This is a genomic window from Pseudomonas sp. AU12215 (genome assembly GCF_001675465.2).
In the GTDB taxonomy this organism is placed as follows: domain Bacteria; phylum Pseudomonadota; class Gammaproteobacteria; order Pseudomonadales; family Pseudomonadaceae; genus Pseudomonas; species Pseudomonas nitroreducens.
Genome location: NZ_MACM02000156.1, coordinates 70744 through 84006, shown reverse-complemented (window position 1 = coordinate 84006; position 13263 = coordinate 70744). Strand labels below are relative to the sequence as shown.

The window sequence follows — 13263 nt, the reverse complement described above, 5'->3', positions numbered from 1 at the left end:
GCTTCAAGGGCGCCAAGCCCTTCCCCCAGGCCTACGAACGTGGCTTGAAGCTGATCGGCGCCACCGCCCACTACGTCACCTCCGACCTCGACGAGGGACCGATCATCGAGCAGGAAGTGCAGCGCGTGGACCATGCCTACAGCCCAGAGGCGCTCGTCGCCATCGGCCGCGACACCGAGACCGTGGCCCTCTCGCGGGCCCTGAGACTCCACCTGGAACACCGCGTGTTCATCAATCGCGACAAGACCGTGATCTTCTCCTGACCCCCAAAAAATCCCGAACCTGGAGTACCGGACATGAAGCAACGAGTCGCCATCATCGGCGCCGGCCCCAGCGGCCTGGCCCAGCTGCGAGCCTTCCAGTCGGCGCGGGACAAAGGCGCCGACATCCCCGAACTGGTCTGCTTCGAGAAGCAGGCGGACTGGGGCGGCATGTGGAACTACACCTGGCGCACCGGCCTGGACGAGCATGGCGAACCGGTGCACGGCAGCATGTACCGCTACCTCTGGTCCAACGGGCCGAAGGAATGCCTGGAGTTCGCCGACTACAGTTTCGACGAGCACTTCGGCCGGCCCATGGGCTCCTATCCCCCGCGCGAGGTGCTCTGGGACTACATCAAGGGCCGCGTGGTGAAGGCCGGCGTGCGCCCCTACATCCGCTTCAACACCACGGTGCGCGACGTCGCCTGGGATGCGGCCAGCAACACCTTCGAGGTGACCGCCCACAGTTACGACGACGACCGCACCTACAGCGAGCGGTTCGACTACGTGGTGGTCGCCAGCGGCCACTTCTCCACTCCCAATGTGCCGCACTTCCCCGGCTTCGAGAGCTTCGCCGGGCGCGTGCTGCACGCCCACGACTTCCGCGATGCACTCGAATTCCGCGGCAAGGACGTGCTGATCGTCGGTGCCAGCTACTCGGCCGAGGACATCGGCTCGCAGTGCTACAAATACGGCGCGCGCTCCATCACCAGCTGCTACCGCAGTGCGCCGATGGGCTACCAGTGGCCGGAAAACTGGGAAGAGAAACCGCTGCTCACCCACGTCAAGGGCAGCACCGCGTTCTTCGCCGACGGCAGCAGCAAGCACATCGACGCGATCATCCTGTGTACCGGCTACAAACACCACTTCCCCTTCCTCCCCGAAGAGCTGCGGCTCAAGACCGGCAACCGTCTGTGGCCGCTGAACCTCTACAAGGGCGTGTTCTGGGAGCGCAATCCGAAGCTCATGTACCTGGGCATGCAGGACCAGTGGTACAGCTTCAACATGTTCGACGCCCAGGCCTGGTACGCCCGCGACGTCATCCTCGGGCGCATCGCCCTGCCCGGACTTGCCGCCATGCAGGCCGAGGACCTGGCCTGGCGCCAGGAAGAAGAGACCCTGGAGAACGCCCGCGAGATGTTCGAGTTCCAGGGCGAGTACATCCGCCAGCTGATCGAAGCCACCGACTACCCGAGCTTCGACATCGCCGAGGTGAACCGCACCTTCCTGCAGTGGAAGCACGACAAGTACGAGAACATCATGGGGTACCGCGACAAGTGCCACCGTTCGCTCATCACCGGAACCCTGGCTACGCCACATCACACGCCGTGGCTGGATGCCCTGGACGACTCGCTGGAGGCCTACCTGGCCGATGCTCCGACGCCGGCACTGAGCAAGGCGCTTTGAGTCCGCCGCGGGGCGGCCAGCCGCCCCGCCATCCTGTCCGGTACGGAGTCACCGCATGAACCTGCCCATCGTCAGCCGGCCCCATGAGCCGGCGCTTTTCGCTCGCGCACCCGCATTGGAACGGCACCGGGTCGCGCCCGGCGGCCTGACGGTAATCAGCCTGGAGGCCGGTGACCGGCTCCAGGTGATCGACCTCGAAGGCGACCAACCGGCCGAGCTGCTGGCCTTTGCCGCTGGCGGCCGCCCCGCCCTGGCGGAACTCGGCCTGTCACCCAGCCCAGGAGCGGCGTTCATCCACCAGTTGCTCCACGACGGCAGCCGCGAGGCCGATCACGTCTGTGCCGGGCTTGCCCGGCGCGGCGTCGATTGCCGCCATCTGCCCAGCCCCGCGCGACTCTGGCCGGCGGGCACCCCCGCCGGGTTCAGCCGCACCCTGGAAGGTGGCGCGCCGCTGCTGGTGCTGGTCGCAGCACCCGGCGGACGCACGTCGGTCAATGCCCAGGCGCGTGCCAGCGAACTGCGCCTGCTGGTGCATCGCGCCAACCCACAGCACCTGCTCGCTCCGCCGCTACCCGCGCCGTTGGGTGAGATGGTGGACGAGTTCACCATCCGTCCCGGGACGGCCAGCGCCTACACGGTCGCCGCCGGGCAGTTCATCCAGGTACTGGATGTCGCCGGCCGGCAATGCTCGGACTTTGTCGCCTTCGACCGCCGAGGCCTGGACAGCGGCCGCGAGATCGACCTCGATCCCACCGTCACCCGCACCCTGAACGGCAACGCCTACCCCGGCCCCGGCCTCTTCAGCCGCTTCTACGATCGCCACCTGCAACCCATGCTCGAGGTGGTGCGCGACACCGTCGGCCGCCACGACACCTTCGCCCTCGCCTGCACCGCGCGCTACTACGAGGCCCAGGGCTACTTCGGCCACGACAATTGCAGCGACAACCTCAGCCGAGTCCTTGCAGGCCATGGCGTGCAGGGCCGCGCCGGCTGGCCGGCGATCAACTTCTTCTTCAACACCGGGGTCGATGCGCATCAGCAACTCACCCTCGACGAGCCCTGGTCACGCCCAGGCGACTACGTCCTGCTGCGCGCCCTCAGCGACCTGGTCTGCGCCAGCAGTTCCTGCCCGGACGACATCGACCCGGCCAACGGCTGGCAACCCACCGATATCCATATCCGCGTGTACAGCGAAAAGGAGCGTTTCAGCATCGCCATGGCCAATCGCAAGACTCCCGACGCCGACCCTCAGCTGACCCGCGAGAGCGGCTTCCACGCCGGCACTGCCGCCCTCACCCGCCAGTTCATCGACTATCGTGGCTTCTGGACGCCCACCCACTTCGACGGCTACGGCAGCATCGAGGAGTATCACGGCTGCCGCGAAAGAGTGGCGGTGATGGACCTCTCTGCCCTGCGCAAGTTCGAGGTGCTCGGACCGGATGCCGAGGCGTTGCTGGACTACTGCCTGACCCGCGACGTACGCAAGCTGGCGGTCGGCCAGGTGGTGTATTCGGCGATGTGCTACGAGCACGGCGGCATGCTCGACGACGGCACCCTGCTGCGCCTGGGGCCGGATGCCTTCCGCTGGATCGGCGGCGAGGATTACGCCGGCGACTGGCTGCGCGAACAGGCGCAGAAGCTGGGCATGAAAGTGTGGATCAAGAGCGCTTCGGAGCAGATCCACAATATCGCCGTCCAGGGGCCGCTGGCCCGCACGCTTCTCAAGGACATGGTCTGGACGCCGGGTACCCAGCCACGCTTGGAGGACCTGGGCTGGTTCCGTTTCCTCACCGGTCGTCTCAACGACTACAACGGGCCGCCGCTGATGGTCTCGCGTACCGGCTACACCGGCGAGCTGGGCTACGAGATCTGGTGCCATCCGGACGACGCCCTGCCCGTCTGGAAGCGCCTCTGGCAACTGGGCGAACCGCTGGGCCTGGTACCGCTGGGCCTGCACGCGCTGGACTCCCTGCGCATCGAGGCCGGGCTGATCTTCTCCGGCTACGAGTTCGACGACCAGACCGACCCCTTCGAAGCAGGCATCGGCTTCTGCGTTCCGCTCAAGAGCAAGCAGGCCGACTTCATCGGCAAGGATGCACTGCTACGGCGCAGCGCCACCCCGCAGCGCCGCCTGGTGGGCCTGGAACTGGACGGCAACGAGATCGCCGCACATGGTGATTGCGTGCATGTCGGCCGCGCCCAGGTCGGCGTGATCACCAGCGCCACGCGTTCACCGCTGCTGGGCCGCAACATCGCCCTGTGCCGTCTGGACGTGGGCTACTGCGAACCCGGCACCCTGGTGGAAGTCGGCAAGCTCGACGGCCAGCAGAAACGCATCCCCGCGCGGGTTACCGCCGGCACCGTCGCGTACGATCCGGACAAGTCCCGCGTGCGCAGCTGACGCACTTCTGGAGAGGGTTTTGCAAGGACCCTGGTGCACCGGCTCGCCGCGCGCGAGCCCTCCGCTTCCCCCTTCCAGGAGATTGGGCCGATGTGGTTCAGCAAGGCTTCCCGCAACCTGGCCGACGACCTCGGCCAGTGGCTCGACCAGCTTTCCAGCACCCCCGACGCAACCCCACCGCGCCACTGCGACCCACAGTTGCTCGGCCGTCTTGAGCGCCTGCAGCGCGACTGGCATGGTCTGGTGGACTTCCGGCGGCACGCCGAGCTGCAGTCGCCGCCGCCCTGCACCGCCGAGGAACACGCCGCTCTCACGCGACGTCTCGACGATGCCCGGGACGAGGGCCGCCGGCTGCGCGAGGAGCTCGAAGAACAACAGCGCCAGCTGCTCGAACTGGAAGCCGAACGCCGCCAGTGGCGGGAGGATCGCGATGTCTGGGCGCTGACCCAGCGCACCCTCACCGAGGGCTGCTGGGCGATGAACGTGGTCAACGGCGACCCCGACCATCCGCAGAATATGATCCGCTGGTCCGAGCAGTTCCGCGACCTGATCGGCTACCGTCGCGAGGAGTTCCCCGACGGCTGGGACAGCTACTTCGGCGTGGTCGACGCAGAAGACCTCAAAGGCGTGATGCAGGCGTTCGGCGCTGCAATGGCGGACAAGAACGGCGACGGGTCCTACGTGGTGGAGTACCGCATGCGCCACAAGAGCCGCGGCCCGCTGTGGTTCCGCGAGCGCGGTCGTTGTCTGCGCGATGAGCGCGGTCGCCTGCTATACGTCACCGGCGCGGTGCGCGAGATCAGCGACGAGAAGGCCGCCGCCAGCCTGCACGAGCGTGAACAGCAGAACATCCAGACCACCTACGGGCAGATCGCCCAGGTCGCCGGGGTCATCCGTGCCATCGCCGAGCAGACCAACCTGCTGGCACTCAACGCCGCCATCGAGGCGGCACGCGCCGGCGACCAGGGGCGCGGCTTCGCGGTGGTCGCCGACGAAGTGCGCAACCTCGCACGGCGTACCCAGGAATCGGTGCAGCAGATCCAGTCGATGCTCAAGCAGCAGGGTTGATTCACCCGGCCAGCCCCGGCACCTCACACCAGGAGTGGGCCATCCGCGCGATCGCGGCGTGGCCCGCGTACGGACATCGGCGTACTAAGCCACCTGCACACTCCCCACCAGCTTCAGCCCGACGATGCCAGCGACGATCATCACCAGGCACAGCGCCTTCAGCGCGCCCAGCGGCTCGCCAAGAAACAGCGTGCCGTAGGCCACTGTTCCCAGGGTGCCGATACCCACCCACACGGCATACGCCAGCCCCAGCGGCAGGTCACGCACGGACAGGCTCAGCAGGTAGATGCTCAGGGCCAGGAACACCCCGCAGTAGAGGCTCGGCCAGAGCCGGGTGAACCCGTCGGTGCGCGGGATGATCGAGGCATACAGCACCTCGCAAAGTCCCGCCAGGATCAGGTAACCCCATCCGTTCAACCACACCATCGACACAACCTCCTCGCCAAAAAAGAACGCCGACGCAAAGCGTCGGCGCAGGGTATGACGCAAAGGCTCAGACGGCGTCTTCGCCCAGCTCGCCAGTGCGAATGCGTACGACGCTTTCCAGGTCCTGGACGAACACCTTGCCGTCACCGATCTTGCCGGTGTGCGCGGCCTTCAGGATGGTGTCGATGGCGGTCTGGCAAAGCGCCTCGCCGATGACGATTTCCAGCTTCACCTTGGGCAGCAGCTCGACCACGTACTCGGCACCACGGTAGATCTCCGAATGCCCCTTCTGCCGGCCATAGCCCTTGACCTCGGTGGCGGTCACGCCGCTTACCCCGGCCTCGGTCAGCGCCTGGCGCACGTCGTCGAGCAGAAAGGGCTTGATGATCGCGGTAATCAGTTTCATTGCAGCGATCCTCAGTTGGAGTACTTGTAGCCGACTTCGCCGTGGGCAGAGAGATCCAGCCCGTCGACTTCCGCCTCTTCATCGACGCGCAGGCCGCCGCACAGCGCCGCCGCCACCTTGAAGGCGATGAGGCTGGTGATGCCGGAGAACACCACGCTGAAGAGGATCGCGCCGCCGTTGACCAGCAGTTGGCTGAACAGGTCGCGCCCTTCAGCAAAGCCCTGGCCGCCGATGGCCGCGAGGGCGAATACCGGAGTCAGCAGGCCGCCGAGGATGCCGGCGACACCGTGTACGCCGAACACGTCAAAGGCGTCGTCCAGGCCGATCATCGGCTTGAGCTTGTCCACCGACCAGACGCACACCGGGCCGGCGATCAGGCCGAGCAGGATGGCGCCCATCGGGCCGACATAGCCGCATGCCGGCGTGATCGCGACGAGCCCAGCGATCGCGCCGGAGACCGCGCCGAACAGGCTCGGCCGGCCACGGTGCTGCCACTCGACGAGCATCCAGGCCAGCGCGCCGGCACAGCTGGCGAGCATGGTGTTGACCATCACCAGCATGGCGAAGCCGTTGGCCGCCAGGGCGCAGCCGCCACAGAAGCCCAGCCAGCCGACCCACAGCAGCGAACCGCCGGTGAGGGTCATGGTCATGTTGTGCGGGGCCAGGGTCGGGGTGCCGAAGCCGCGACGGCGACCCAGCAGCCAGGCGCCCACCAGCGCGGCGATGCCGACGTTGAGGTGCACCACGTTGCCGCCGGCGAAGTCCTGCACGCCGAGGTTGAACACCCAGCCGCCGCCCCACGCCATGTGCGCCATGGGGATGTAGTTGATGGTCAACCAGACCGCCATGAACACCATGACCGCTGCGAACTTCATGCGCTCGGCGAAAGCGCCGACGATGATCGCCGGGGTGATCGCGGCGAACAGCAGCATGAACAGGAAGTACAGGTATTCGGGAATGGTGCCCACCACCGAATCCTTGGTGATGCCGAGCAGGAACAGCTTCTCCAGCCCGCCAATCACCGATTGCAGCGAGCCGCCGTCGGTGAAGGCCAGGCTGTAGCCGTAGACGGCGAACAGCACCGACATCAGCGAGGCGGTGCAGAACACCTGCATGAGGATCGACAGCACGTTCTTGGTCCGCGCCATGCCGCCATAGAACAGCGCCAGGCCCGGCAGGGTCATCAGCAGCACCACCAGCGAACAGAGCGCGACGAAGGCGGTGTCGCCACTATTGATCGCCGGCGGCGCATCGTCCGCCATGGCGGCGACGCTACCGAACAGCAGGGAAAGGCCCAACATACTGCGGCTCATAGGTGAAAACCGGATCATTGCCTGTTGCCTCCAACCGACGGGGACGGTTCCGGGCCGCTGTCGGCGGGCGGGCCGGTGTTCGGTGCCTTCGGGACGCGCTGGTCCGCGTTCCTGTGGGGCAATTTTATTTCCTCATAGGCATAGCAATAGGCCTGCCAAGGTCGCTGGACGGGCCGGTTATTTCAGCTATCTCATTGAACGGAAATGGATTATTTTCTGACGCGAGGCGATGGTGATGCGCAGACCTATCGGCGCCGCGCATTTTCTTGGTGCGAATTTGTGTTTCCTGCCAGTCAATATGGCAGGACTGATCGGCGGCTGCGGTAAGCTCGGCGTCTTATGGTCGCTGGCGGGCAGAGTTGGCGCCTGCAAGGGATTGCCGGGTGGAAAACAAGAAGGCCGGCGATCACTCGCCGGCCTTCTGCACTGACTCGTACGAAGATCAGTACTGCACCTGTCCCGGCACCCAGTTGGTGCCCGCCAGCGGCACACGGGCCATGGCGGCGGCTTCCACGGTAAGGGCTACCAGATCCTCGGGATCGAGGTTGTGCAGGTGCGACTTGCCGCAGGCGCGGGCCATGGTCTGTGCCTCCAGCACCAGCACGCGCAGGTAGTTGGCCAGGCGGCGGCCAGCTTCCACCGGTTCCAGGCGCTTGGACAACTCCGGGTCCTGGGTGGTGATGCCGGCCGGGTCGCGGCCGTTCTGCCAGTCGTCGTAGTAGCCGGCGGCGGAACCGATTTTCTTCAGTTCGTCGTCCAGGCGCGGATGGTTGTCACCCAGCGCCACCAGCGCGGCAGTGCCAATGGCCACCGCATCGGCGCCCAGGGCCATGGCCTTGGCTACGTCAGCGCCATTGCGGATGCCACCGGAGACGATCAGCTGCACCTGGCGGTGCATGCCCATTTCCTGCAGCGCCTGCACGGCCTGCGGAATGGCCGGCAGGATCGGGATGCCGACGTGCTCGATGAAGACTTCCTGGGTGGCCGCGGTGCCGCCCTGCATGCCGTCGAGGACGATGACATCGGCGCCGGCCTTCACCGCCAGCTTGACGTCGTAGTACGGGCGACTGGCACCGATCTTCACGTAGATGGGTTTTTCCCAGTCGGTGATCTCGCGCAGTTCGGCGATCTTGATCGCCAGGTCGTCCGGACCGGTCCAGTCGGGGTGGCGGCAGGCGCTGCGCTGGTCGACACCGATCGGCAGGGTACGCATCCCGGCGACGCGCTCGGTGACTTTCATGCCCAGCAGCATGCCGCCGCCGCCCGGCTTGGCGCCCTGCCCCAGGACGATCTCGATGGCGTCGGCCTTGCGCAGGTCGTCCGGGTTCATGCCGTAGCGCGACGGCAGGTATTGGTAGACGAGGTACTGAGACTGGCCGCGTTCTTCCGGGGTCATGCCGCCGTCGCCGGTGGTGGTGCTGGTGCCGGCGATGGTCGCACCACGGCCCAGGGCCTCCTTGGCGTTGGCCGACAGTGCGCCGAAGCTCATGCCGGCGATGGTCACCGGGATCTTCAGGTGGATCGGCTTCTTGGCAAAGCGGGTGCCGAGCACCACGTCGGTGCCGCACTTCTCGCGGTAACCTTCCAGCGGGTAGCGCGATACGCTGGCGCCGAGCAGCAGCAGGTCATCGAAGTGCGGCAGCTTGCGCTTGGTGCCGCCGCCACGGATGTCGTAGATGCCGGTCTCGGCGGCACGCTGGATTTCCTGGATGGTCAGGCGGTCGAAGGTGGCGGACTCGCGCAGCACCGGGGTGTTTTTCTCGCTCATGGGAATTCCTCGCTGCGGGTCAGTACGCGGATGCGTTGTCGACTTTGAAGTTGTACAGCTGGCGGGCCGAGCCGTAGCGTTTGAAGCTGGCTGGATTCTCGTCGAAGCCCGCGCGGTTGAGCAGCTCCTGCAGCTCCTCCAGGTGCTCGGCGCGCATTTCCTTCTCGATACAGTCCGAACCCAGCGACTTCACGTCACCCTTGACGTAGATGCGCACCTCGTAGAGCGAGTCGCCCAGCGCGTCGCCGGCGTCGCCGCAGACCACCAGGCGTCCGGCTTGGCCCATGAAGCAGCTCATGTGGCCGATGCTGCCGCCGACCACAATATCCACGCCCTTCATCGAGATACCGCAACGCGCCCCGGCATCACCCTCGATCACCAGCAGCCCGCCATGGGCGGTGGCACCGGCGGCCTGGGACGCACTGCCCTTCACCCGCACGCTGCCGGACATCATGTTCTCCGCCACACCCACGCCGACGTTGCCATGTACCGTGACGCTGGCCTTCTGGTTCATGCCTGCGCAGTAGTAGCCGGCATGGCCCTGGATATCCACGGTCACCGTCTGGTTGATGCCCACGGCGAGGTTGTGCTTGCCATCCGGGTGGCTGACCAGCCACTCGCGGTCCTGCACGTCGCCGTGCAGGGCCTGGTTCAGTTCGCGCACCGAGGCGCTGGAAAGGTCGATGGTTTTCATATGAGTCTCCAGAAAGTTCTGCTCGGTGCGGATCAGGCGCTCTCGCGCTCCCAGACATACAGGGTGGCCGGTTCGGGCTCCCAGACGCGCGCCTTGTCGATGCCCGGCAGGCTGGCCAGGGCCTGGTACTCCGAAGCCATGGCCACGTAGTCGTCGGTCTCGGCCAGCACCGCCGGCTTGCAGGCGATCGGGTCGCGGATCACGGCGAAACCGTTGCGGGTGCCGATGGCGAAGGTGAAGAAGCCGTCCAGGTCGTTCAGCGCGCCGTCCAGGGCCTGGGCCAGGCTGTCGCCCTGGCGCAGGCGCCAGGTCAGGTAGCCGGCAGCCACCTCGCTGTCGTTGTCGGTCTCGAAGGCGATGCCTTCGCGCTTGAGCTCCTGGCGCAGGCGGAAGTGGTTGGAGAGCGAGCCGTTGTGTACCAGGCAGAGGTCGGCGCCGGTGGAGAACGGGTGGCTGCCCTCCATGGTCACCGCGCTCTCGGTGGCCATGCGGGTGTGGCCGATGATGTGGCTGCCCTTCATGCCGGCGAGGCCGAAGCGCTGGGATATTTCCTCCGGCAGGCCCATGCCCTTGAGGATTTCGATGCTCTGCCCGGCGCTCATGATGCGCACCGTCGGGGCCAGCTCGGCCAGGGCTTCACGCACGGCGGACTCCTCACAGTGGATCTTCAGCACGGCGGCGCTGGCATTCTGGAACCAGTCCAGCGAACAGCCCAGGCGGGCTTCCAGGGCGCCCATCAGTTCGGCCCAGGGGTAGCCGGCGTCAGTCGCCTGCAAGGTCAGCTTGACCCAGCCGTCGGCCACTTCGTCACCGTAGATGGCAAAGCCTGCGCTGTCCGGGCCGCGGTCGGTCATGGCCTGCAGCATGGGTTCGAAAAGCTTGCCCAGCTGGGCTTCGAGTTCGGGTTTCTTCAGGTAGAGGCCTACGATTCCGCACATGGTTCGTCTCCTTCGAGGCAGCAGGCAACCGCCGCTTGTGCTCACGGTCGCCCAGAGGGGTAAGGGGGTGCGCCCGGCGGGCGCGGCGATCAGAAGAATTCGGTGTAGCGCTGGATCTCCCAGTCGGAGACGTGACGGCTGTACTCCACCCATTCCATGCGCTTGAGCTTGATGAACTCGTCGACGATTTCGGCGCCGAGCACCTCGCGGAACAGCGAATCGGCCTCCAGCGCGTCGGCGGCTTCCTTCAGCGACTGCGGCAGGGTCTTGATGCCGCGCGCGGCGATCTCGTCCAGGCTGAGGTTGTAGAGGTTCTCGTTGCACATCGGGCCCGGATCCAGCTGGCGGTCGATGCCGTCCAGACCCGCGGCGATGATCGCGGCGGTCACCAGGTAGGGGTTGCAGCCGGCATCCGGCAGGCGGAACTCCAGGCGGCCGTAGGGAATGCGCACCATCGCCGAGCGGTTGTTGGCGCCGTAGGCGATGAAGGCCGGAGCCCAGGTGGCACCAGACAGTGAGCGGCCCACCACCAGGCGCTTGTAGGAGTTCACCGTCGGCGCGGCGAAGGCGCAGAGCGCGGGGCCGTGGGCGAGCAGGCCGGCAGCGAAGTGATACGCCAGTTTCGACAGGCCCATGCCGCTGGAATCGGACGGGTCGTGGAAGAGGTTCTTGTTGGTGGCGCTGGCGATCGACAGGTGGAAGTGCATGCCGTTGCCCGCGCGCTTAGGGTCGGGCTTGGGCATGAAGGAGCAGATCATGCCCAGGTCGTTGGCGATCTCGCCGGCGGCCATGCGGAAGAAAGTGAAGCGGTCGGCCGACTCCATGGCATCGCTGTAGGTGTAGTTGATCTCGAACTGGCCGTTCGCGTCTTCGTGGTCGATCTGGTAGATGTCGAAGCCCACCGGCTGTAGGGCCTCGGTCAGGCGCTCGAGGAATTCGCGGGAGCGCGACAGGCCCTTGTAGTCGTAGCAGGGTTTGTCGAGGTTGTCGGAGGCGTCCACCAGTTGCAGGCGGCCTTCGCCGTCACGGCGGAACAGGCTGAACTCTGGCTCAAGGCCGGTATTGAGCACCCAGCCCTTGTCCGCCAGACGCTGCACCTGCTGCTGCAAGACGAAACGGCTGTCATAGGGGTGCGGCTTGCCGTCGACATGGCCGACGCAGACCACCCGGCCGTAGCCCGGCTGCCAAGGCACCGGGATCAGCGTGGAGAGGTCGCCACGCGCCATGAAGTCCGGGCCGTGAGGCTCCATACCCATGCCGCAGATGGCGAACCCGGCGAACCCGGCGCCCTCCTCGGCCACGGCCTTGAGGCCGGTCACCGGCACCGACTTGGTCTTCGCCGCGCCATGGATATCGACGAACTGCGCCAGCACGTACTTGATGCCGTGCTGGTCGATGGTGCGCTGGGTTTCGCTTGGCAACATGGATGATCACTCCTAGTAAAGGGGCAAGGCGTTATCGGTGGCCCTGTTGGGTTCGAAACCGGTCGTTGGATACGACGTGGAGTGTCTGCCGTCGGCTTCGAATTCCGCTCAGGAAACTTACTTTCCCATTAGGAATGCAATGCCAGTGCCAAGTCAGGTGCGACCCCGTGGTCCGCAGCCACGGGGGCAAATCTTCTGTATATATGGGAAACTTGCTTTCACTGTGGGAAAGTGAAAGAGCCGACAAGGTCGCCTCGCACTTTCTCAGTGCGAAAATACTATTCTTGAACTTAAACCGTGCAGGAACCCTGAATGTCCACCGAGACCGAACCGCGCCTTCGCCTGGAGCAATACCTGGGCATGCAGATCAAGCGCCAGCGCCAGGCACAGGAGCTCAAGCTGGCGGACGTGGCGCGCATCGCCGGCATCAGCCAAGGGATGCTGAGCAAGATCGAGAACGCCCAGGTGTCCACCAGCCTCGACACCCTGAGCCGCCTGTGCGACGTGCTCGGCATGCCGATGTCCAAGCTGTTCAGCCAATACGACCAGCCCGACGGCAACGCTCTGCTGGTGAAGGCCGGTGACGGCCTGGAAGTGGTGCGCCGCGGCACCGAGAAGGGTCACACCTACCAGTTGCTGAACCACACCCGCGGGCCGAAGAAGAACTTCGAGGCCTACATGGTCAGCATGGATGACGCCAGCGAGGAGTTCCCGACCTTCTCCCACCCCGGCACCGAGTTCCTCCACCTGCTCGAAGGTGAGCTCATCTACCGCCACGGCAATCAGCTCTACCACCTGCAGGCCGGCGACAGCCTGACCTTTGACGGCGAGACACCTCACGGCCCGGAGAAGCTGGTGCAAGTACCGATCCGCCTGATGTCGATCATGAACTACGGCAACGACTGATCCCGCGCCCTTCCTCTTCAGGCGCATGACCACGCACGGTCATGCGCCCACCTTTCGCCACTCGGCATCTATCGCCCCATCTCCCCGCCAGTACCGCCTCGCCGTTCGGTCGAGAACTTTCCTGACAGGATAAAAATTTTCCCCAGGGTATGGACCCAAGGATTCGCTTCGCCTATAAAAGCGCAGAAGGAAATTAATATTCTCAGCAGTAAATAATCTTCACCGGCGAAATTCCGTCCCACCCCTGAATCT

General features: G+C 65.7%; 12 protein-coding genes and 2 pseudogenes. 7 read left to right on the top strand and 7 right to left on the bottom strand.

The features are described from left to right. The 5 genes and pseudogenes from A9513_RS24720 to A9513_RS36630 all read left to right on the top strand — a co-directional run. A partial coding sequence (locus A9513_RS24720; RefSeq protein WP_304362952.1) for a formyltransferase family protein occupies positions 1–263 on the top strand: 263 nt, incomplete at its 5' end. 33 nt (positions 264–296) lie between these two features. Continuing rightward, on the top strand, positions 297–1667 hold the full coding sequence (locus tag A9513_RS24715; protein ID WP_065327848.1) for an NAD(P)/FAD-dependent oxidoreductase: 1371 nt from the start codon (positions 297–299) through the stop codon (positions 1665–1667). A 55-nt stretch (positions 1668–1722) separates the two neighbouring features. Then, on the top strand, positions 1723–4068 hold the full coding sequence (locus tag A9513_RS24710) for a DUF1989 domain-containing protein (RefSeq protein ID WP_065327847.1): 2346 nt from the start codon (positions 1723–1725) through the stop codon (positions 4066–4068). Positions 4069–4158: 90 nt separating this feature from the next. Beyond that, positions 4159–4845 (top strand): annotated as a pseudogene (locus tag A9513_RS36800) (PAS domain-containing protein); the annotation flags it as partial. Between the two features lie 12 nt (positions 4846–4857). Further along, positions 4858–5133: pseudogene (locus tag A9513_RS36630) on the top strand (methyl-accepting chemotaxis protein); the annotation flags it as partial. Between the two features lie 87 nt (positions 5134–5220). Here A9513_RS36630 and A9513_RS24700 read toward each other — a convergent pair. The 3 genes from A9513_RS24700 to A9513_RS24690 form a co-directional block, all read right to left on the bottom strand. Beyond that, positions 5221–5562, bottom strand: a complete 342-nt coding sequence (locus A9513_RS24700; protein WP_065327846.1) for a multidrug efflux SMR transporter — start codon at positions 5560–5562, stop codon at positions 5221–5223. 67 nt (positions 5563–5629) lie between these two features. Beyond that, the gene (locus tag A9513_RS24695; RefSeq protein WP_065327845.1) at positions 5630–5968 is read right to left on the bottom strand and encodes a P-II family nitrogen regulator; all 339 of its coding nucleotides are present in this window, start codon (positions 5966–5968) and stop codon (positions 5630–5632) included. Between the two features lie 11 nt (positions 5969–5979). After that, on the bottom strand, positions 5980–7299 hold the full coding sequence (locus A9513_RS24690) for an ammonium transporter (RefSeq protein WP_065327844.1): 1320 nt from the start codon (positions 7297–7299) through the stop codon (positions 5980–5982). Between the two features lie 217 nt (positions 7300–7516). On the opposite strand from A9513_RS24690, the gene A9513_RS35775 reads away from it, so the two are divergent. Then, a complete protein-coding gene (locus tag A9513_RS35775; RefSeq protein ID WP_126860240.1) occupies positions 7517–7711 on the top strand; it encodes a hypothetical protein in 195 nt (64 codons plus the stop codon). Between the two features lie 12 nt (positions 7712–7723). On the opposite strand, the gene A9513_RS24685 is transcribed toward A9513_RS35775, so the two are convergent. The 4 genes from A9513_RS24685 to glnT form a co-directional block, all read right to left on the bottom strand. Beyond that, positions 7724–9049 (bottom strand): FMN-binding glutamate synthase family protein, encoded by a 1326-nt coding sequence (locus A9513_RS24685; protein ID WP_065327843.1) that lies wholly within the window; start codon positions 9047–9049, stop codon positions 7724–7726. A gap of 19 nt (positions 9050–9068) precedes the next feature. Continuing rightward, on the bottom strand, positions 9069–9743 hold the full coding sequence (locus A9513_RS24680) for a protein glxC (RefSeq protein ID WP_065327842.1): 675 nt from the start codon (positions 9741–9743) through the stop codon (positions 9069–9071). Positions 9744–9775: 32 nt separating this feature from the next. Then, positions 9776–10681 (bottom strand): glutamine amidotransferase family protein, encoded by a 906-nt coding sequence (locus A9513_RS24675; RefSeq protein ID WP_065327841.1) that lies wholly within the window; start codon positions 10679–10681, stop codon positions 9776–9778. A gap of 89 nt (positions 10682–10770) precedes the next feature. Then, positions 10771–12105, bottom strand: coding sequence for a type III glutamate--ammonia ligase (gene glnT, locus A9513_RS24670; RefSeq protein WP_037017202.1), 1335 nt, complete (start codon positions 12103–12105; stop codon positions 10771–10773). 312 nt (positions 12106–12417) lie between these two features. On the opposite strand from glnT, the gene A9513_RS24665 reads away from it, so the two are divergent. Continuing rightward, positions 12418–13011 (top strand): helix-turn-helix domain-containing protein, encoded by a 594-nt coding sequence (locus A9513_RS24665; protein ID WP_065327840.1) that lies wholly within the window; start codon positions 12418–12420, stop codon positions 13009–13011. Positions 13012–13263 lie beyond the last annotated feature (252 nt).